The organism is Mangrovicoccus sp. HB161399 (assembly GCF_013184745.1).
In the GTDB taxonomy this organism is placed as follows: domain Bacteria; phylum Pseudomonadota; class Alphaproteobacteria; order Rhodobacterales; family Rhodobacteraceae; genus Mangrovicoccus.
Genome location: NZ_JAATVU010000010.1, coordinates 1 through 18,134, shown reverse-complemented (window position 1 = coordinate 18,134; position 18,134 = coordinate 1). Strand labels below are relative to the sequence as shown.

The 18,134-nt window shown below is 70.9% G+C and carries 19 protein-coding genes; 6 read left to right on the top strand and 13 right to left on the bottom strand.

What is annotated here, in order from left to right; translation table 11 throughout:
- Position 1 precedes the first annotated feature (1 nt).
- Positions 2 to 898 carry an ABC transporter permease gene (locus HCC78_RS07620; protein WP_371743794.1) on the bottom strand — a complete coding sequence of 299 codons (897 nt, stop codon included), beginning with the start codon at positions 896 to 898 and terminating at the stop codon, positions 2 to 4.
- Positions 895 to 1,956: a PotD/PotF family extracellular solute-binding protein gene (locus tag HCC78_RS07615; protein WP_172328155.1), complete on the bottom strand. Its 1,062-nt coding sequence runs from the start codon at positions 1,954 to 1,956 to the stop codon at positions 895 to 897. Before HCC78_RS07615 ends, HCC78_RS07620 begins: the two co-directional genes overlap by 4 nt.
- Before the next feature lie 139 nt (positions 1,957 to 2,095).
- Here HCC78_RS07615 and HCC78_RS07610 point away from each other — a divergent pair, with 139 nt between their 5' ends.
- Positions 2,096 to 3,016, top strand: a complete 921-nt coding sequence (locus HCC78_RS07610; RefSeq protein WP_172328154.1) for a LysR family transcriptional regulator — start codon at positions 2,096 to 2,098, stop codon at positions 3,014 to 3,016.
- Between the two features lie 169 nt (positions 3,017 to 3,185).
- Here the strand turns inward: HCC78_RS07610 and HCC78_RS07605 are convergent, their stop codons facing one another.
- Positions 3,186 to 3,614 (bottom strand): VOC family protein, encoded by a 429-nt coding sequence (locus HCC78_RS07605; RefSeq protein ID WP_172328153.1) that lies wholly within the window; start codon positions 3,612 to 3,614, stop codon positions 3,186 to 3,188.
- A gap of 92 nt (positions 3,615 to 3,706) precedes the next feature.
- Here HCC78_RS07605 and HCC78_RS07600 point away from each other — a divergent pair, with 92 nt between their 5' ends.
- On the top strand, positions 3,707 to 4,609 hold the full coding sequence (locus tag HCC78_RS07600) for a LysR family transcriptional regulator (RefSeq protein WP_172328152.1): 903 nt from the start codon (positions 3,707 to 3,709) through the stop codon (positions 4,607 to 4,609).
- Here the strand turns inward: HCC78_RS07600 and HCC78_RS07595 are convergent.
- From HCC78_RS07595 to HCC78_RS07550, 10 genes are all read right to left on the bottom strand, one after another.
- Positions 4,596 to 5,768 carry a Xaa-Pro peptidase family protein gene (locus HCC78_RS07595; protein WP_172328151.1) on the bottom strand — a complete coding sequence of 391 codons (1,173 nt, stop codon included), beginning with the start codon at positions 5,766 to 5,768 and terminating at the stop codon, positions 4,596 to 4,598. The genes HCC78_RS07600 and HCC78_RS07595 overlap by 14 nt on opposite strands.
- A gap of 20 nt (positions 5,769 to 5,788) precedes the next feature.
- Positions 5,789 to 6,433, bottom strand: coding sequence for a GntR family transcriptional regulator (locus HCC78_RS07590; RefSeq protein ID WP_172328150.1), 645 nt, complete (start codon positions 6,431 to 6,433; stop codon positions 5,789 to 5,791).
- On the bottom strand, positions 6,430 to 7,707 hold the full coding sequence (locus tag HCC78_RS07585) for a hydantoinase/carbamoylase family amidase (protein ID WP_172328149.1): 1,278 nt from the start codon (positions 7,705 to 7,707) through the stop codon (positions 6,430 to 6,432). Before HCC78_RS07585 ends, HCC78_RS07590 begins: the two co-directional genes overlap by 4 nt.
- Positions 7,704 to 8,663, bottom strand: a complete 960-nt coding sequence (locus HCC78_RS07580) for an NAD(P)-dependent oxidoreductase (protein ID WP_172328148.1) — start codon at positions 8,661 to 8,663, stop codon at positions 7,704 to 7,706. Before HCC78_RS07580 ends, HCC78_RS07585 begins: the two co-directional genes overlap by 4 nt.
- Positions 8,660 to 9,322, bottom strand: coding sequence for a GntR family transcriptional regulator (locus HCC78_RS07575; protein ID WP_253949094.1), 663 nt, complete (start codon positions 9,320 to 9,322; stop codon positions 8,660 to 8,662). The genes HCC78_RS07580 and HCC78_RS07575 overlap by 4 nt, the downstream gene beginning before the upstream one ends.
- Positions 9,310 to 10,341 (bottom strand): biotin-dependent carboxyltransferase family protein, encoded by a 1,032-nt coding sequence (locus tag HCC78_RS07570; protein ID WP_172328147.1) that lies wholly within the window; start codon positions 10,339 to 10,341, stop codon positions 9,310 to 9,312. Before HCC78_RS07570 ends, HCC78_RS07575 begins: the two co-directional genes overlap by 13 nt.
- Complete coding sequence (gene pxpB / locus HCC78_RS07565; protein WP_172328146.1) at positions 10,338 to 11,084, bottom strand: 5-oxoprolinase subunit PxpB; 747 nt, start codon at positions 11,082 to 11,084, stop codon at positions 10,338 to 10,340. The genes HCC78_RS07570 and pxpB overlap by 4 nt, the downstream gene beginning before the upstream one ends.
- The gene (locus tag HCC78_RS07560; RefSeq protein ID WP_172328145.1) at positions 11,084 to 12,385 is read right to left on the bottom strand and encodes a TRAP transporter large permease; all 1,302 of its coding nucleotides are present in this window, start codon (positions 12,383 to 12,385) and stop codon (positions 11,084 to 11,086) included. The genes pxpB and HCC78_RS07560 overlap by 1 nt, the downstream gene beginning before the upstream one ends.
- Before the next feature lie 4 nt (positions 12,386 to 12,389).
- On the bottom strand, positions 12,390 to 12,959 hold the full coding sequence (locus tag HCC78_RS07555) for a TRAP transporter small permease (RefSeq protein WP_253949093.1): 570 nt from the start codon (positions 12,957 to 12,959) through the stop codon (positions 12,390 to 12,392).
- A 140-nt stretch (positions 12,960 to 13,099) separates the two neighbouring features.
- Positions 13,100 to 14,083 carry a TRAP transporter substrate-binding protein gene (locus HCC78_RS07550; protein ID WP_172328144.1) on the bottom strand — a complete coding sequence of 328 codons (984 nt, stop codon included), beginning with the start codon at positions 14,081 to 14,083 and terminating at the stop codon, positions 13,100 to 13,102.
- Positions 14,084 to 14,264: 181 nt separating this feature from the next.
- Here HCC78_RS07550 and HCC78_RS07545 point away from each other — a divergent pair, with 181 nt between their 5' ends.
- Genes HCC78_RS07545 through HCC78_RS07530 form a run of 4 tightly spaced genes read left to right on the top strand, consistent with a single transcriptional unit; the run spans position 14,265 to position 17,652 of the window.
- A complete protein-coding gene (locus HCC78_RS07545) occupies positions 14,265 to 15,035 on the top strand; it encodes a LamB/YcsF family protein (protein ID WP_172328143.1) in 771 nt (256 codons plus the stop codon).
- A 32-nt stretch (positions 15,036 to 15,067) separates the two neighbouring features.
- A complete protein-coding gene (locus HCC78_RS07540; protein ID WP_172328142.1) occupies positions 15,068 to 15,922 on the top strand; it encodes a D-amino-acid transaminase in 855 nt (284 codons plus the stop codon).
- 8 nt (positions 15,923 to 15,930) lie between these two features.
- On the top strand, positions 15,931 to 16,860 hold the full coding sequence (locus HCC78_RS07535) for a dihydrodipicolinate synthase family protein (RefSeq protein ID WP_172328141.1): 930 nt from the start codon (positions 15,931 to 15,933) through the stop codon (positions 16,858 to 16,860).
- A gap of 3 nt (positions 16,861 to 16,863) precedes the next feature.
- Positions 16,864 to 17,652, top strand: coding sequence for an SDR family oxidoreductase (locus tag HCC78_RS07530; RefSeq protein ID WP_172328140.1), 789 nt, complete (start codon positions 16,864 to 16,866; stop codon positions 17,650 to 17,652).
- The last annotated feature ends 482 nt before the right edge of the window (positions 17,653 to 18,134 follow it).

The window sequence follows — 18,134 nt, the reverse complement described above, 5'->3', positions numbered from 1 at the left end:
CTCAGAGCCTCCCGTAGCGTTTCTGGAGCACGCGGCTCGACAGGACCGTCAGGACCAGCGTGGCGGCCATCAGGACGAAGGCCAGTGCCGAGGCGAAGGGCCAGTTGAAGGCCTCGACCGCCTGCTCGTAGACCATCGGCGCCATCATGTGGAAGGCGGGTCCGCCCAGCAGGACGGGGCTGGCATAGGCGTTCATGCCGAGAATGAAGACGAGGAGGCTGCCCGAAAAGAGGCCGGGCATCGCCAGCGGCAGGAAGACATGGCGGAACGCGGCCCAGGGCGGCGCGCCCATGGTGGCGGCGGCGTCCTCGTAGACCGGGCTGATGCTGTCGAAGACGCTCTGCAGCGTCAGAACCATGAACGGCAGGAGCACGGCGACGAGGCTCAGGGTCACGGCGAGCGGGGTGTACATCAGCCGGACCGGGGCGTCAGCCAGGCCGAGGCCGGTCAGCGCCTGGTTGACGATGCCGCGCTCGGAAAGCAGCACCATCCAGCCCAGCGCGCGCACGGCATTGCCCATCAGGAGCGGCACGATGGCCAGCAGGAGGAGCGCGCTGCGCAGCCGGGCGGAACGCGCCCTGCTGATCGCATAGGCGGCGGGCACGCCGAGCAGCAGGCAGGCGGCGGTGGAACCGGCGGCCACGGCGAGGGTCCGGCCCAGAACCTCGCGGTAGAACGGGTCGCCGAAGAATTTCAGGTAGTTCCCGGCGGTCAGCCCCTGCAGGGCAATGTCGGCGGGGTCGAATTCGGCCAGACTGTAGCGCGCGATCAGTCCCAGCGGCAGGATCAGCCCGATCCCGACCAGGACGAGCGCCGGGACCGGCAGCAGCGCGAAGCCGGGAACGCTGCGCCGGACCCTCGCGGGACCCGGCGGCAGGGTGGCGGCAAGGTCGCTCACGCCTTGAACTCCCGGTTCCACCATTCCAGCCAGTCCGAGTCGTGTTCGGCGGCATAGGGGTAGTCGACGAAGTTCAGCCCGGCGATCTGCGCGCCGGAGAATTCCAGCGCCTGCTTTTCCTCGGGGGCCAGGGCGGCATCGGTGGTCGAGACCGCGTAATGCGTCGACCGCGCGACCCCGGCCATGGCCTCCGGCGCCAGCATGGCGTCGAGATAGGCATAGGCGGCCTCGCGGTTGGCGGCCTTCTTCGGGATGCCCGCGCCGAAGGCGATGGCAATGCCGCCTTCCTCGGGGAAGGCCAGTTCCAGCGGAATGCCGTCGGCCTGCCATTGGCGGCCGCGGGCGCTGTAATTGGCCGAGATCCAGATCTCCTCCGACTGGAAGGCCGCCGCCAGCGCCTGGTGCGACGGATAGATCCGCGGCGCGACCGCCGCCTTCAGTTCCATCAGCTTGGCGAAGGCCGGTTCGACGTCGCTCATCGTGCCGCCCGCGACCAGCGAGGCCGCGTAGATGTAGTTGAAATAGATCTGGTCCATCAGCCCGACCCGGCCCGCAAGGGCCGGGTTCCACAGGTCGGCGAAGCTGGTCGGCGGCGTGGCGATCTTCGCGGGATTGTAGAGCACGCAGACCGCGCCGAAGATTGCCGGGATGTAGTAGGGCGCCTTCAGCTTTTCCTGCAGCGCGGCGGCATTGGGCAGGAGGCTGTAGTCCAGCTCTTCCAGCACGCCCTGCTGGTTCATTTCGAAGGCGTCGCTGTCGCTGAGCCAGCTGACATCGACGGAACTGCGCGGCAGGCGGCGTTCGGCCAGGAGCCGCGTCTTCCGCTCGGCCACCGGGGCGAGGTCATGGACGATCTCGATCGGCCCGCTGCCGAAGGCCGGGCGCTCCATCTCGGCGACGATGTTGTCGTTCCAGTCGCCGCCCCAGTTCGAGACGACGAGCCGGCCGCTCGCGGCCAGGGCACCGCGCGGCAGGGCGCCGATGGAAAGCGCCGCTGCCGCGGCCGTGCCGAGAAAGGCGCGCCGGCCCATGGCCGCGCGGGAGAATTTGTCCGTCATGTCGTGACCTCGCTGTTGTCGGGCCGGGCGTCGCGTCCTGCTGTCCGCCGGGGGCGCCCGTCATTCTTGCCCGCAGTCTTGCCGCAGCGCAGCAGCATTGCTAATTCTAATTTTCGAACAGCGATATTGGAAAATCCGAATGGAGTTCTCCTTCCGGCAAGTCCGCTATTTCGTCGCCACCGCCGAGGCAGGCCAGGTCTCGCGCGCCGCTCTTGCCTGCAATGTCTCGCAATCCTCGATCACGGTGGCGATTGCCGCGCTGGAGACGATGCTGGGACGCCGGCTGTTCCTGCGCCAGGCCCGCGGAATGAGGCTGACCGCGGAGGGCGAGCGGTTCCTGCGGCACTGCCATGCCATCCTGCGCTCGGTGGAGGACGCGACCGAGCTGGCCCCTGCGGCCGCGGATGTCAGCGGCCGGCTGCGGCTCGGGGTCACCGAGACCATCGCAGGCTACGTGCTGCCGCCGATCTGGCGGAAGCTGCGGCGCAGCTTTCCGGGAATCGCGCTGGAGGTCCGGGAAATGGGACATGCCGAAATCGATGCCGGTCTGCGGGCGGGAGAGCTGGACATGGCGATGCTGCTGACCTCGAACATCGAGCGCTCGCCCGCGCTGCATTACGAGGAGCTGATCTCGTCGCCGCGCCGGCTCTGGGTCTCCAGCCGCAGCCCGCTTGCCGAGCGCCGGAGCCTGTCGCTGGCCGAGCTGGAGCAGGACTACATCCTGCCGACGATGGAGGAGCATTCCGGCCTGATCGGCCGCTACTGGCAGCGCAATGGCTTCTCGCCGCGGATCCTGTTCCGCTGCCACACGCTGGAGGCGGTGCGCAGCATGGTGGCGAGCGATCTCGGCGTCACGATCCTGTCCGACCTGGTCTACAGGCCCTGGTCGCTCGAGGGCAGGCGCGTGGTGAAGCTCGATCTGGCGGAACGTCCGCCGACGGCGGATGTCGGCATCGCGCGGGCCATCGGCGCGGAACCGGGCCCGGCCGGCGAGGCCTTCCTGGCACTCGCGCGCGCCGAAACGGCGGAATTGCGCGATCCGGGGAACATCGCCTCATAGGGTGTCCGCTTGTCCGGTCGCGGACGGCCGCCGGAGCGGCGATGCGAGCTTTCGGCAGGGGACGCTCCGTGCCAGCGGAAGGGGCGACAAGTGCCGCAGGGGCCGCCGGCAGGCGCGGGCAGGGGCGCAGAGGCTGGCGGCGGTCCGCACCGCCGCCCGTCCGGACGCGTCAGACCGCGAAGAGCTGGCCCAGGTCGCGGAAGGCCTTCAGCTCGACGGCATTGCCTGCCGGGTCGGCGAAGAACATGGTCGCCTGCTCGCCCGGCTCGCCCTTGAAGCGGACATAGGGGGCGATGATGAACTCGACCCCTGCCGCGGTCAGGCGGTCGGCGGTCTCCTGCCAGGTCTCCATGTCCATCACCAGGCCGAAATGGCGGCAGGGCACGCCATGGCCGTCGACCGCGTTGGTCTTGGCCTCGCCGAGTTCCTCGGGCGCGAGATGGGCGACGATCTGGTGGCCATGGAAGTCGAAATCGACCCATTGGTCGGAGGAGCGGCCCTCGCCGCAGCCGAGCAGGCCCTTGTAGAAGCCGCGCGCCGCTTCGAGGTCGTCGACCGGGAAGGCCAGGTGGAACGGGCGGATGGATTGGTCGGTCATCGGTCTCTCCATGAGGTTTCCCACCGGATACGGATTTCCAGAGCTGATGAAAAACGGTAAATAATCGCGCTGAGCAACGCGGAATCCGATGAATGCTGACCGAGCTGAAGACCTTCCTCGCCGTGGCGCGCCACGGCACGTTCGCGGCGGCAGGCGACCGGGTGGGGCTGACCCAGTCGGCGGTCAGCGGCCAGATGCGGCGGCTGGAGGAGAAGCTGGGCAAGCCGCTTTTCGCCCGCACCGGGCGCAGCGCGGAGCTGAACGCAGATGGCCGCCTGCTGCTGTCCCGGGCCGGTGCGCTCCTGGAGATGGCGGAGGGGCTGCTGGCGCCCGAGGACCCGGGCAGCCGGACCGGCAGCCTGGCGGTCGGGGCGATCGCCTCGGTGCACCTGGCGCTGCTGCGGCAGGTGCTGCCGGACTTCCTGGCGGAGTTCCCTGCGATGCGAACCCGGGTCGTGCCCGGAACGTCGATGGAGCTTCTCGACCGGCTCGACGGCGGCGAGCTGGATCTGGCGCTGGTGATCCAGCCGGGCTTCGGCCTGCCGCCGGGGCTGCGCTGGAGGCCGCTCCTGCGCGAACGCTTCGTGCTGGTCGCGCCGCCCGGCTGGCCGCCGGAAAGCCCGGCCGGAATGCTGGGGACGCGTCCCTTCCTGCGCTACAACCGGATGTCATTCGGCGGGCGGCAGGTGGAGCGCTATCTGGAAGCCGGGCGGATCGCGGTCCGCGACTGGGCGGAGCTTGACGACATCCCGACGATCCTGGCGCTGGTCGCCGACGGCCGCGGCGTGTCGATCGTGCCCGAGGCTGCCGCCTACCGCGCGGAGCTGGCACAGGTGCGGATCATTGGGCTGGACCCGCCCGGGCCCTTCCGCGAGATCGGCATCATCCATCCCGCGGCGCCGCCCGGCGCCGGGACGGACCCGGCCGGGCGCTTCATGGCACTCTGTGCGGGGACGGCGGCGGGGCTGCCGGGCGGCGGGATCAGCAGCGGGTGATGCCGCGCGGCAGGGAGGAAAGCACCTCGATGCCGGTTTCGGTGACGATCACCGTCTCCGAGGCGCCGACGGTGAAGGCGCCGTAGCGGCGCAGAGTGGCGGGCAGGTGGAAGACCATGCCCGGCTCCAGCGCGCGCTCCACCCCGGAGAAGAGCGACAGGATCGCGCCCTCGCCCCAGTCGGGCGCGAAGGCGGCGCCCATGGAATAGCCGATCCGCTTGCGGAAGGCGGCCGTGTGCCCGGCCGCGTCGATCACCGCCTGCGCCGCGTCATGTGCCGCCGAACAGGGCCGCCCCGGTGCCATCGCATCGAGCGCGGCATCGAGCGCACGTTCCGCGCAGTCCTGCATTTCCTGCACCTCGGCGGGCACGCCGCCGATCCATGCGGCGCGCATCAGCGCGGCGTGGTAGCGGTCATGGCTGCCTGCGAGTTCGAGGAAGACGCCGTCGCCCTCATCCAGCACGCGGCGCCGCCAGGTGGCATGCGGGATGCCGCAGCGCGGGCCGGAGGAAACCAGCGGCTCCATCGCCATCGCTTCGGAGCCCGAGCGGATCGCTGCCGCCATCATCGCGGCGGTGATCTCGTTCTCGTCGGTGCCCGCGCGGCAGGTTTCCAGCGCGGCGCGGATCCCGGCCTCGGCATGGGCGGCGGCGCGGCGGATGCGGTCGAGCTCTGCCGGGGATTTCACCGCCCGCAGTCCCTCGGCCAGGCCGGAGCCGTCGGCCAGCGCAACGCCGCCCAGGGCGGCCTCCAGCCGGGCGGACATCTCGGGGCTGACGAACCAGCCCTGCCGCTCGACCGCCAGCGTCGTCAGGCCGAGCCGCTGCACCAGCCCGGCCAGCGCGGCGGCCGGATCCTCGCCGTCCTGGTAGGCATGGATGTCCTGCAGCCAGGTATTCGCGGCTGCCCCGGTGGTCTCGAGCTGCCGCACCAGCAGATGCGGCGCGCCGGAGGCCGGAACCAGCAGCGCCTGGAAGGCGAAATAGCCGGCGGTCTGGCGGCCGGTGGCCCAGAAGATGTTCTCGGGCCCGGTCAGCAGCAGCGCATCGGCGCCGGCGGGCAGTGCGGCCTGCAGCGCAGCGATGCGGACGGCGAATTCCTCCGCCGGGAAAACGGCTTCGGAGCCGCGCAGCGCGGCGGCGGGGGCTTGGTCTTGCATGTTGTCCTTCCGCCCGGGTCTCAGCGCCCGAGCCAGCCCAGGAAACGGGCCCTTACATTGTCGAAATGGGCGGCCATGGCGGCGCTTGCGGCATCGGCATCGCCGGCTCGGATCGCGCCGATCACGGCGAGATGCTCGCGCGCCTGCTCGGCAAAGCGGTCATGGCTGCGGGTGATCGTGCAGCGCCGGGCGATGACGCGCTGCTCGGCGAGAATGCCCGGCAGCAGTTCGAGCCGCGCGGCGCGCGCAACGGCCTTGTGAAAGCGGTCGTCGACCTCCCAGAAGGTGTCGAAGGCAGTGCTCCTTCCTTCCGCGAAGGGCCGGGTCTCGGCCTCGGAGGCGGCAAGCTCGCCGTTCATGCCGAACCCGGCGGCGCGGGCGGCGGCGGCGCTTTCCAGCGCGCGGCGCAGCGCGACGATCTCCAGCAGGTGCTCGACCGTGACCGGCCGCACCACCAGCGCGCCGTTGGCCATCCGTCCGATCACCCCCTCGCGTTCCAGCCGCGAGAGCGCCGAACGCAGCGGCGTGCGCGACACGCCGGTCTGCTCGGCAAGCTGGCGTTCGCTGAGCACGTCCTCGGGCGAGAACCGCGCCTCGAGGATCGCCTGCTTGATCTCGCGATAGGCCCGCTGGGCCAGGGTCTCTCCTCCCGCTGTGCCGCTCATGGGGCCTCTGCCTCCCCGGCCTGCGGCGCCGGGGCGGCGCCCGACAGCACGGCGGCCTTCAGAGTCTCCACCGCGCGGACCAGGTCGGCGGGATCCATGCCCTCTTCGGGGCAGTGGCTGCCATCCCAGTTGCGCACGAAGATCATCACCGACTCCCAGCCCGCCGCGGCGAAGGCCGCCGCGTCATGGCCGCCGCCCGACAGCATCCGCCGCGGGGCGGCGCCGAGGCTGGCGGCGCCGGCCTCCAGCCAGTCGCCCAGCCGCGGCGAAAGCTGCATCGGCTGCGAGCGGCTCTGCGCGCCGAGCTCGAAGCGGATGCCGGGCCGGGCGGCCTCGATCGCCGCGATGCGCGCCTTCAGCACGGCATCCATCCGGTCCAGCACCGCGTTGTCCTCGGAGCGCAGGTCGAGGCAGAATTCCAGCTGCCCGGGCACCTTGGCCATGGCATGGAGCGGCCCGGCGGCATCGACCCGGCCAAAGGTCACGGCCAGATCCTCGCCGCCCTCCAGCACCTCCGCCCAGTCGGCGTCGAGCGCCTGGACCAGATCTGCGAAGGCGAAGACGGCATCGGCGCGGCTGTCGCGCGGGGCGCCGCCGGAATGCGCCCAGACACCGTGGATCTGCGCGTTGCGGTAGCGCAGGCCGCCGCGCACGCCTGACACGATGGCATGGCTCTCGCCCGCCTCGTCGAGCACTGGCCCCTGCTCGATATGGACCTCGACGAACGTGGCGGGCGCGCGCGGCGGCGCCTGGATTGCGGCCTCCGGATCGAGTCCCTGGGCCGCCATGTGCGCGGCCAGCGTCTCGCCCGTGTCGCTGCGGCGGACCTCCAGATCGGCGCGGGCGAGACGCCCGGTCGCGCCGCGCGAGCCCAGATAGGAGGCGGGGAACCAGACGCTTTCCTCGGCGCGGGTGACGGTGACGACGATATCCGCGGGCGGGGTGATGTCTTCGTCCCGCAGCGCGGCGACCAGCGCCAGCCCCGCCGCCACCCCCGCCTGGCCGTCATAGGCGCCGCCCTGGCCGACGGTGTCGAGATGCGAGCCGACATGCAGCGCGGGCGCGCTGCGGTCGGCACCGGCCATGCGCGCGAAGAGGTTGCCGGCCGCGTCTGTCGAGATCTCCAGCCCGAGCGCGGCCGCCTCGTCGCGGATCACGTCATGGGCGCGGCTTTCGAGGTCCGAAAAGGACGGCCGGGTCCAGCCGGGTCCGTCCCGGCCGATGTCATTCACCCGGGCGAGCACCCGCTCGACGGTCTCGCGGATCGCGCTCATGCCCCTGCCGCCTCCGCGCCCAGCCGGCCGGCATTCACGCAGGTCGCGGGCAGCCCGCCCTTCAGCACGGTGACGACGTTGGCGGCCGCGCCGCGGGCGACGCGGATCAGCGCCTCCTCGGTGGTGGCGCCCAGATGCGGGGTGAAGATCACCTGCGGGAAGGCCGCGAGCGGCCCTTCGGGCGCGCCATGCTCGTAGACGTCGAGCCCGGCCGCCGCGACCTGGCCCGAGGCCAGCGCGCCTGCCAGCGCCGCCTCGTCGAGGATGCCCTGGCGGGCGGTGTTGACCAGGATCGCCCCGGGCTTCATCGCGGCGAAGCGGGCGGCGTTCATCATGTGGCGGGTCTCGGGGCGCATCGGCGTGTGCAGCGACACCAGGTCGGCGCGGGCGAGCCCCTCCTCCAGCGTCGCGACGCGTTCGAAGCCGCCGGTCTCGGGCGCGCGCGGCGAATGCACCAGCACGGTCATGCCGAGCGCCAGATCCAGCATCGCGGCGAGCTGCCGTCCGATATTGCCCCAGCCGACGATCAGCGCGGTCTTGCCCTGCAGTTCCATGAAGGAGGCGCTTTCGCGGAAGCCCGTCCGCCCGGCGCGCTCCGCCCGGTCGCCCCCGGCGATGCCGCGCGCCGCCGCCAGGGCGAGCCCCAGCGCCAGTTCCGCCACCGAGCGGGAATTGGCGCCGGGCATGTTGCAGACCGGGATGCCGCGGGCCGAGGCCGCGTCCTTGTCGACCGCGTCATGGCCGCTGCCATGGACCGAGATCGCGCGCAGCCTGCCCGCGGCGGCGATGGCCTTGCCCGAAAGCCCGGCATCGCGGGTGATGACGGCGTCGCAATCGCCGATCAGCCCGGCGACGGTGGCCATGTCGGCGGCCGGGCAGCGCACCGGCTCGATCCCCTCGGCGCGCAGCAGCGCATGGCCTTCCTCGTGGATCGGCTGGATGATGAGACATTTCATGGACGGCGGGCCTTCTGGTCTTCGAGCGCGTCGAGCCGTCCGAGGACGGCGTCGCGGGCATGGGCAAGGTGGTCGGTCATCAGCCGGGCGGCGGCATCGCCGTCGCCCCGGCCGAGGGCGTCGAGGATCGCGAGATGCTCCTCGAAGCCCCTGAGATAGCGTTCGGGCACCTGGGAGCGGTCGAACATGCAGGTGCGGCGGCGCAGCCCGGCGACCACGTCGATCACCGCGCGGTTGTTCTGCGCGTCGAGCATCATCGCGTGGAACGCGTCGTCGAGCTCCCACTGGCCGCCGTTTTCGCTGCCGCCGATGAAGGCGCGGGTGCGCGCGGCCATCTCCTCGATCCGCGCGGGGGCAAGCGCCGTGGCGGCGGCCCGGGTGGCTTCGGGCTCCAGCTGGAGGCGGAGGAAGAAGATCTCCTCGATCTCGGCGCGGGGCAGGCGGCGCACCTTGAGGAAGCGGCCCTCCTGCACGGCGAGCCCCTCGCTCTCGATCCGCTTGATCGCCTCGCGCACCGGCGTGCGCGACATGCCGAGCGCCTCGCCGAGCGGGGCCTCCTGCAGCCGCGCGCCCGCGGCCAGGCTGCCGTCGAGGATCATGCCGATGATGCGGCGGTGCGCTTCGGCGGCAAGCCCGCCGGAGGCGTTCAGCTCTGCCATACGACCTCCTCGGGGGGCCAGATCCCGCCCACCAGGTCGCAGGACAGGAGGTAGTGCGAGCTCAGCGTGCCCTCGGGCTTCGGCCGCAGCGCCTCCAGCCGCGCGCGCAGGCGGCGGCGGCTGTCGATCCAGATCTCCTCGGCCGCGTCGCGGGCGACGGGGACGAAGCGGAACCGGCTGCCGGTCGGCAGCTGCGCCAGCCGGGGCAGGTCGGCGCCGATCACGGTGGCGATCTTGGGATAGCCGCCGGTGGTCTGCGCCTCGGCCATCAGCACCAGCGGCCTGCCGGAGCCCGGCACCTGGACGGAGCCCGGCACGGTGCCGTCGGAGACGATGTCATGGCCGCCCTCGGCTGCGAGGACGGGGCCGCCGAGCACCATCGCCATGCGGTCGCGCTGCGGCGTGACGGTGAACTCCTCCGCGGCGAAGCGGGCGAGGGTCGCGGCGGAGAAGCGGTCGTCCTGCGGGCCGGGCACGACGCGGATCTCGGCGGGGCCCTCCTTGTCGTCCGGCGCGGAGACCGCCGGGGCGAGGCAGGGATCGAACGGGTCGAAGGCCCCGAGCGGCAGCACGTCGCCGGCCTGCAGCGCCCGGCCGTCCAGACCGCCGAGACCGCTGCGCAGATGGGTGGCGCGCGATCCCAGCGCCGGGGCGATGGCGATCCCGCCGGAGACGGCGAGATAGCCCCAGGTCGCGCCGCCGACGGCGCCGATCCGGACCTCTTCGCCCGCGCGCAGCCGGTAGGCCTGGCCCGCGACGCCCTTCTGCCCGGGCAGGGCGAGGTCGATCCGCCCGCCGGTGACGGCGATGCGGCAGTCGGTTTCGGCGCGGAAGCTGCCGCCAAACCCGGCGAATTCGATGGCCGCCGCGGCCGGGTCGTTCCCGGCCAGCGCATTGGCCAGCATGAATGCGGGCGGATCCATCGGGCCGGCGGCCGAGACGCCCTGGTGGCGCAGCCCGCCGCGCCCGGCATCCTGCACGGTGGCAAGGGGGCCGGGGGAAAGAACGGTCAGGCTCATGCGGCCTCCTCCGGCGCGATCAGGGCGGAGCCGGCCTCGGCTTCGGCGGAGAGCCGGGCGAAGGCGGCGGCATCGACGGGCTCGAAGCGGACGCGGTCGCCTGCCTCCAGCAGGAAGGGATCGGCGCGGCGCGGATCGAAGAGCCGGACCGGCGTCGCCCCGAGGAAGCGCCAGCCCGAGGGACCGGCCACCGAATTGATGTTGCCCTGCTTGCCGCCGATGCCGATGGCCCCCGCGGGGACCAGCTGCCGCGGCTGCGGCAGGCGCGGGGCGTGCAGGATCTCGGGCAGCCCGCCGAGATAGGCGAAGCCCGGGGCGAAACCGATCATGTAGACGCGGTATTCGGCCCCCGAATGCAGCGCGATCAGCTCCTCGGGGGTCATGCCCTTCTCTCCGGCGAGGCTCTCGAGGTCGAGCGCCGCTGGGCCGCCGTAATGCACCGGCACGCGCCAGAGCCGTCCGGTCTCCGCTCCGGTCTCCAGCCCGGCATGGAGCACCAGCAGCGCCTCGCCGAGCGCCGCGCCGCGGATCCGCTCGGGGTCGTAGCGCACGAGCAGCGAGCGGTAGGTCGGCACGCGCTCGGTGACGCCCGCGATCTCGCCGTCGGCGATGGCGCGGTCGAGCGCCGCGGCCAGCGCGATGATCCGCCGGTTGGCGCCTTCGTCCACGGCTTCGGAGATCTGGAAGGTCAGCGCCTGCTCGCCCGAGGGCAGCAGGCGCGGGGTGTGGTCCTCGGCCTGCATCAGCGGTTCGCCATCATGTTCGGCACCACGTCGACGATGCCCGGCGCCACGGCGATCAGCACGACGAAGCCCGCGAGGATCAGGAAGAAGGGCATGGTGGCGCGGGTGATCTTGCCGATCGAGTCGCCGGTGATCCGCTGGATCACGGTCAGGTTGAAGCCCACGGGCGGGGAAATCTGCGCCATCTCGATCACGACCACCAGGAAAATGCCGAACCACACCTTTGAATAGCCGGCAGCTTCGATCAGCGGCAGGGTGATCGGCAGCGTCATCACGATGCAGCCCAGACCCTCCATCACCGTGCCGAGGATCACGTAGAAGACCAGCAGCATCAGGATCAGCGCCAGCGGCGAGAGGCCCCAGCCCTCGATCGTGCCGGCGATGTAGCGCGGCAGGCCGAGATAGCCGATGGCGGTGGACAGGAACATCGCGCCGATCATGATCAGCCCGATCATGGCGCAGCTGTCGGCAGCGGCGCGGCAGGAGGCGAGAAGCCCGCGCAGGTCCAGCGTCCGCTGGACGATGCCGATGGCGATGGCACCGAACACGCCCACGGCGGCCGCTTCGGTCGGCGAGGCGAAACCGGCATACATCGAGCCGATCACGATGAAGATCAGCACCATCAGCGGCCCCAGATCCTTCAGCGCGCGCAGCTTTTCGACGAAGCTGGTGGGCTCGGGCGGGCTGCCGACGAGCGACGGGTTCAGCAGCGCGCGGAGGCCGAGATAGCCCATGTAGGCGGCGGCGATCATCAGCCCCGGCAGGATGCCCGCGATGAACAGGCGCAGCACGGATTCCTCGGCCATCACGCCGTAGATGATCATGATCGTCGAGGGCGGGATCAGGAAGCCGAGCGTGCCGGCGCCCGCGAGCGAGCCGGTGACCAGCCCGCGGTCGTAGCCGCGGTCGAGAAGCTGCTTGGCGGTGATCCGGCCGACCGTCGCGGTGGTCGCGGCCGAGGAGCCGCAGACCGAGGCGAACATGGTGCAGCCCAGCACGGTCAGGTGGCTCAGCCGCCCCGGAACGCGGCGCAGCCAGGGCGAGAGCCCGGTGAAGAGCGCCTCGGAGATCTTCGTGCGGAAAAGCAGCTCCGCCATCAGGATGAAGAGCGGCAGCGCCAGAAGCTCGGCCGAGGACAGCACGTTGAACGCCTGCTGCGCGATCAGCTTCTCGACCGGCATGTTGGGTTTGAAGAGGGCGAGCATGCCCGCGCCGCTGCCGATCAGGCCGAGCCCGATCCAGACGCCGGAGCCGAGCAGCAGGGCGAGGAGCCCGAGGAGAGCGAAGGAAATCTTGGCCATGGGATCACTCCAGTCCGGAACCGGCGGGAAGGCCTTCGCCGCGGACCAGCCGCAGGAACTGGGCAGCGAGCTGAAGGCAGAGCAGGGCGGCGCCGAAGGCCAGCACCGATTGCGGCCACACCAGCGGGATGCGCACCACCGAGGCGGAGGTCGAGCCGCGCTCGAAGGACAGCCAGGCCATCTGCCCGATCGCCCAGGCCAGCATCAGGGCCGCTGCGAAACCGGCGAGGCAGGCGAAGAGGTCGAGCGCGCGCGCCGCTTTCGTCGGCAGGATCTCGGCCAGGCCGGTGACGCGGACGTGGCTTCCGGATTTCAGCGCGCTGGCACAGGACAGCATGAAGCACGACCCCATCAGGTAGGCAGCGACATCCCAGGAAAAGGAGATCGAGGTATTGGCGAGGTTGCGCGCCAGCACCTCGGCACCGACAAGCCCGAAGATTGCCAGCAGGCACAGCGCGGCGGCGACATTGGCAATGTCGGCCATCCGGTCGGCAGGCGCGATGAACCAGGCGAAGCGGCCCGCGGCGGGACCGGAGGGATCGTCGGGGGCAGGATGGGTCGGCGGGCTCTGCATGCGGTCTCCGCTGTCGGGAATTCGGGGAAGGCGCTGTCCCCGAAGAGGGAGGAAGGGACAGCGCCGCACGGCCGGGAGGGGCGCCCGGCCGGTAGCGGCCGCCGCGGGGGCGCGCGGCAGCCGCAGGGGTGGGGCAGGGGTCAGTCGCGGGCGGCCAGGTAGGCGTCGACCACCGGCGCGGCCTCGGGCACGCGCTCCTTGAACGCATCCCACAGCGGCAGCGCCTTCTCCAGCAGCTCGGCCTTCAGCTCAGCCGAGGGCGCGGTGACGGACATGCCGTGCTCTTCGAGAATGGCGATCTTCTTGGCATCCTCGGCGCGGGAGTTCAGCCAGAACTGGCCTTCCAGGCCTGCAGCAGCGTCCTCGATCGCCTTCTGGTCCCCGTCCGACAGGTCGTTCCAGGCGTCGAGATTGACGGTCACGATGTTGGAGGAGGCCTGCCAGTTGAAGGTGCTCATGTTGTCCATGAACTCCCAGAACGCACCGTCCACGCCCGAGGAGGAGGAGGTCGTCACGCCCTCGATCGTGCCCGCGGCCAGCGACGGGATCACCTCGCCCCAGGGCATCTGCACCGGCGCGGCGCCGAGCGCCTCGAAGAAGTCATGGCCGTTTGCGTCGACGACGCGGATCTTCAGCCCCGACAGGTCGGCCAGCGTGTTGACCGGCTCCGGCGAGTACACCGCCTGGCCCGGCCAGGGGGTCATGTAGAGCAGCTTCTGGTTCATCTCGCCTGCGATCTTCTCGATCAGCGGACGGTAGAACTTGTGCAGCAGCGCCAGGTCCTGGCTGGTCGGCGCCAGGAAGGGCAGGGTCTCGACGCCGAGCGCCGGGTTCTCGCCGACCTGCTGGCTCATCAGGATGTCGGCGATCGGCACGATGCCGTCGCGGACCGCTGCCATGCCTTCCGGTCCCTTGATCCCGAGCGCGCCGCCGGAATGGACGGTGATGTTCACCTCGCCGTCGGTCACTTCCTTCACCTTCTCGGCGAAGGCCATGGCGTTCTGCGTATGGAAGTTGCCTTCCGGCCAGACTACGGACATGTCCCAGTCGGTCTCGGCAAGCGCCGGGGCAGCGGCAGCGACAGCGAGAAGCGCAGCCAAAGCCACGTTATGTCCCTGTTTCATAAGTATTTTCCTTGCTGGTGGAGGCAGGTTGTCAGCCATTCGAGGCTTGCCATTTCAGTATACCATCAGTATTCCGAGAGGAACGGGCAAGGCTCCATCAGCAGATGTAGCGCTACAAAATGGTCAAAATTTGAGCGCCTGACAAGCTTGGAGCTGACAAAGAGTGCAACAGAGGAATGACATGATCCGGACGATCGACCTGAACTGCGACATGGGCGAGAGCTTCGGCGCTTGGACCATCGGCGATGACGCCGCCATGCTGGACCTTGTTTCCACGGCGAATATCGCCTGCGGCTTCCATGCCGGCGACCCGGTGGTGATGCGCCGAACGATTCGCCTGGCAAAGGAGAAGGGCGTTTCCGTCGGCGCGCATCCCTCCTTCGCCGATCTCTATGGATTCGGCCGCCGCCGCATCTCGGGCGAACGTCCCGAGGATCTGGAGTCGCAGCTGATCTACCAGATCGCGGCGATGCGCGGCATGGCCGAGATCGAGGGCCATCCGATGACCCATGTGAAGACGCATGGCGCGCTCGGCAACATGGCCGCGGTCGATGCCGATCTTGCCGCTCTCTGCGTGCGTGCTGTGAAGACCGTCGATCCCTCGCTCACCTACGTCTCGCTGCCCTATTCCGAGACCTATGCCGCCGCCGAGAAGGCCGGGCTGGACGTCGCCTGCGAGATCTATGCCGACCGAAGCTATACCGACCAGGGCGAGCTGACCCCGCGCAGCCAGCCCGGCGCCGTGATCCATGACCCGCAGGAAAGCCTCGATCAGGTTCTGGAAATGGTCGTGAACGGCCATATCCCGACCACCGGCGGCAAGCGCCTGCCTGTCGAGCCGGCCACGCTCTGCGTCCATGGCGACACGCCCGGCGCGGTCGAGATGGCCCGTACCCTGCGCGCGGCACTTGCCGAGAACGGCGTTGGCATCGCCCCCTTCGCCCGCTCCTGATTTCCCGAAGTACCAGTAACGAGACCTCCCAAATGACCCGCATCGTCTATCTCAACGGCGCCTGGCTGCCCGAAACCGAAGCGAAAGTGTCGATCTTCGACCGCGGCTTCACCATGGCCGACGCCATCTACGAAGTGACCTGCGTGCTCGACGGCATGCTGATCGACTACGCTCCCCACGCCGCGCGGCTGAAGCGCTCGGCCGCCGCGCTCGGCATTCCGGTGCCGCTCTCCGACGAGAACCTGCTCGAGGCGCACCGCCAGATCGTCGCAATGAACAAGCTCGACCAGGGCATGGTCTATCTGCAGCTCACCCGCGGCGAGCAGGACCGCGACTTCGTCTACCCGCCCGAAGACACGCCCCCGACCCTGGTGATGTTCACCCAGGCCAAGAACGCGCTGAAGAACCCGGCCGCCGAGCGCGGCATCAAGGTCGCCACCGTGCCGGACCTGCGCTGGGGCCGCCGCGACATCAAGACGGTGCAGCTGCTCTATCCGTCGATGGCGAAGATGGAGGCCAAGGCTCGCGGCTGCGACGATGCCTGGCTGGTCGAGGACGGCGTCGTGACCGAGGCCTCTTCCGCCACCGCCCATATCGTCGCCGGCGGCAAGCTGGTCACGCGCGAGCTGTCCCACGCGCTGCTGCCCGGCGTCACCCGCGCGGGCGTGCTGGAACTGGCCCGCCGCCACGGGCTGGAGATCGAGGAGCGCGCCTTCTCCGTCGCCGAGGCCCGTGCCGCCGACGAGGCCTTCATCACCTCCGCCACGAATTTCGTGCTGCCGGTGGTCTCGATCGACGGCGCCACGATCGGCAGCGGCCGTCCCGGCCCGGTCGCGCGCGACCTGCGCCAGCTCTATATCGACACCCGCCGCGCCGCCGCGATCTGAGGCTCGCCATGACCCGACTGATCGACCGCCGGACCTCCGGCGTCTACATCATCGCCGCCACCCCCTTCGCCGCGGATGGCAGCGTCGACTATGCCAGCATCGACACGCTGGTCGAATTCTACCGCGGCCACGGCGTCACCGGCATGACCGTGCTCGGCATGATGGGCGAGGCCGACAAGCTGACCCAGGAGGAGCGCCGTGCCGTGCTCGACCGCTTCCTCTACCGCGCGGGCGACCTGCCGGTAGTGGTCGGCGTCTCCGACGCCGGTCTCGGCAATCTCGCCGATCTCGGCCGCTATGCGATGGAGAAGGGCGCCGCGGGCGTCATGGTCGCCCCGAACCGGGGTCCCGCGCGCGAGGACCGGGTGGAAGCCTATTTCCACGCGGTCGCGGCGGCGCTCGGCCCGGATGTCCCGCTCTGCTTCCAGGATTTCCCGCTCTCGACCGGTGTCCCTGTTTCGGCCGCGCTGGTCCGGCGGCTCTCCACCGAGCTGCCGCAGATGGTGATGCTGAAGCACGAGGACTGGCCGGGGCTGACCAAGATCTCGGCGCTGCGCGGCCATGAGTCCGGTGCCGGCGTGCCGCGGCTTTCGATCCTCTGCGGCAATGGCGGGCTCTACCTGCCGCAGGAACTGGCGCGAGGTGCCGACGGCGCGATGACCGGTTTCGCATATCCCGAGGCGCTGGTGCGCTGCGTCGAGCTCTTCCGTGCAGGCAAGCCGGACGAGGCCGAAGACCTGTTCGACGCCTATGTCCCGATCCTGCGCCACGAGCAGCAGCCGGGCTGGGGCCTTGCCCTGCGCAAGCATGTGCTGATGAAACGCGGCGCCATCGCCCATGCCTGCACCCGCGCGCCGGGGCCGGCACTCGCCGCAACCGACATCGCCGAACTGGAACGGCTGATGGCGCGGACGGAACGCAAGCTGGAAGGACTCTGACCCATGGATCTCGGACTGAACGGAAAGCGCGCGCTGGTTCTGGCCTCTTCGCGCGGGCTGGGCCGCGGCGTCGCGGCTGCGCTGGCGGCAGAGGGCGCCTCCGTCCTCCTGACCGGCCGCGACGAGGCCGCGCTCGCCGCGGCAGCGGCGGATATCAATGCCGCAGGGCAGGGGCAGGCACAATGGGTCGCCTCCGACCTCGCCGATCCGGGTTTCGCGGCGAAGCTCGCGGAAGCCGCGGGGGAACGGCTCGGCGGCGTCGACGTCCTCGTCAACAATACGGGCGGACCGCAGCCCGGCGGGGCGCACGCAATGATGGCGGAGTCGGTGATGGCTGCCGCGCAATCCATGGTCGCGCCGGTGATCGGACTGACCACGGCGCTGCTTCCGGCGATGCGCGAAGCAGGCTGGGGGCGTATCCTGACCCTGGCCTCTTCCGGCGTCGAGCAGCCGATCCCGAACCTTGCTCTGTCGAACACGCTGCGCGCGGCCCTGGCCGGCTGGTCCAAGACCCTGGCCGCCGAAGTCGCGGCCGATGGGGTGACCGCGAACCTGCTGCTGCCCGGGCGCATCCATACCGACCGCGTCGACCAGCTCGACGCGGCTGCGGCCGAGCGGCAGGGCAAGGAGCTGGACGCGGTGCGCGCCGCCTCCCGCGCCAGCATCCCGGCCGGCCGCTATGGCCGGGTCGAGGAATTCGCCGCCGTGGCTGCCTTCCTGTGCTCGGCGCCTGCCTCCTATGTCACCGGCAGCATGCTGCGCTGCGACGGCGGCATGATCCGCGGGATCTGAGTCCGCCTGGCCGGGCCCGACTGCGGGCCCGGCGTTCCGCACCTCGGACGCAGGCGCTCCGTGCCGTCTCGCGGCAGCTTGTTCCGGCCGCCAAACCGCCGGGTGCGATCCGGGGGACGGGCGGCTGGACCGCAGGCTCGGGGCGATGCCCGGGGCCCTCGGGGAGCGGCCGGGGAAACCGCTGCCCGCGGCGGTCCGGGACCGGCCGGACGCCGAGGCGCCCGCCGGCTCCTCTCCGGCGGGACTGCCAGCGGAGACGGGATCCCCGGGGGGCATTCCGCGGCGTCCGCCCTGCGCATCCGGGCCGCCGGCGGTCCCGTCCCGATCCGGCAGGACGCCACGGAAGTCAACTTCAGGCGCGGCCCCGGAGAAGACCGGGCTCGCCCATGTCCCGGCCGGGCACAAGCTGGAGGACGGCCGCCGCGGGAAGCGCGCCGTCTGCGGGGTCCGGATGCATGCCGGCCCGGCGGCCGCGCCGGACG

Bases quoted from the DNA above. Each gene is read 5' to 3' on its own strand.
- HCC78_RS07615 (WP_172328155.1), bottom strand. From the start codon at position 1,956: ATGACGGACAAATTCTCCCGCGCGGCCATGGGCCGGCGCGCCTTTCTC.
- HCC78_RS07610 (WP_172328154.1), top strand. From the start codon at position 2,096: ATGGAGTTCTCCTTCCGGCAAGTCCGCTATTTCGTCGCCACCGCCGAG.
- HCC78_RS07605 (WP_172328153.1), bottom strand. From the start codon at position 3,614: ATGACCGACCAATCCATCCGCCCGTTCCACCTGGCCTTCCCGGTCGAC.
- HCC78_RS07600 (WP_172328152.1), top strand. From the start codon at position 3,707: ATGCTGACCGAGCTGAAGACCTTCCTCGCCGTGGCGCGCCACGGCACG.
- HCC78_RS07595 (WP_172328151.1), bottom strand. From the start codon at position 5,768: ATGCAAGACCAAGCCCCCGCCGCCGCGCTGCGCGGCTCCGAAGCCGTT.
- HCC78_RS07590 (WP_172328150.1), bottom strand. From the start codon at position 6,433: ATGAGCGGCACAGCGGGAGGAGAGACCCTGGCCCAGCGGGCCTATCGC.
- HCC78_RS07585 (WP_172328149.1), bottom strand. From the start codon at position 7,707: ATGAGCGCGATCCGCGAGACCGTCGAGCGGGTGCTCGCCCGGGTGAAT.
- HCC78_RS07580 (WP_172328148.1), bottom strand. From the start codon at position 8,663: ATGAAATGTCTCATCATCCAGCCGATCCACGAGGAAGGCCATGCGCTG.
- HCC78_RS07575 (WP_253949094.1), bottom strand. From the start codon at position 9,322: ATGGCAGAGCTGAACGCCTCCGGCGGGCTTGCCGCCGAAGCGCACCGC.
- HCC78_RS07570 (WP_172328147.1), bottom strand. From the start codon at position 10,341: ATGAGCCTGACCGTTCTTTCCCCCGGCCCCCTTGCCACCGTGCAGGAT.
- pxpB (WP_172328146.1), bottom strand. From the start codon at position 11,084: ATGCAGGCCGAGGACCACACCCCGCGCCTGCTGCCCTCGGGCGAGCAG.
- HCC78_RS07560 (WP_172328145.1), bottom strand. From the start codon at position 12,385: ATGGCCAAGATTTCCTTCGCTCTCCTCGGGCTCCTCGCCCTGCTGCTC.
- HCC78_RS07555 (WP_253949093.1), bottom strand. From the start codon at position 12,959: ATGCAGAGCCCGCCGACCCATCCTGCCCCCGACGATCCCTCCGGTCCC.
- HCC78_RS07550 (WP_172328144.1), bottom strand. From the start codon at position 14,083: ATGAAACAGGGACATAACGTGGCTTTGGCTGCGCTTCTCGCTGTCGCT.
- HCC78_RS07545 (WP_172328143.1), top strand. From the start codon at position 14,265: ATGATCCGGACGATCGACCTGAACTGCGACATGGGCGAGAGCTTCGGC.
- HCC78_RS07540 (WP_172328142.1), top strand. From the start codon at position 15,068: ATGACCCGCATCGTCTATCTCAACGGCGCCTGGCTGCCCGAAACCGAA.
- HCC78_RS07535 (WP_172328141.1), top strand. From the start codon at position 15,931: ATGACCCGACTGATCGACCGCCGGACCTCCGGCGTCTACATCATCGCC.
- HCC78_RS07530 (WP_172328140.1), top strand. From the start codon at position 16,864: ATGGATCTCGGACTGAACGGAAAGCGCGCGCTGGTTCTGGCCTCTTCG.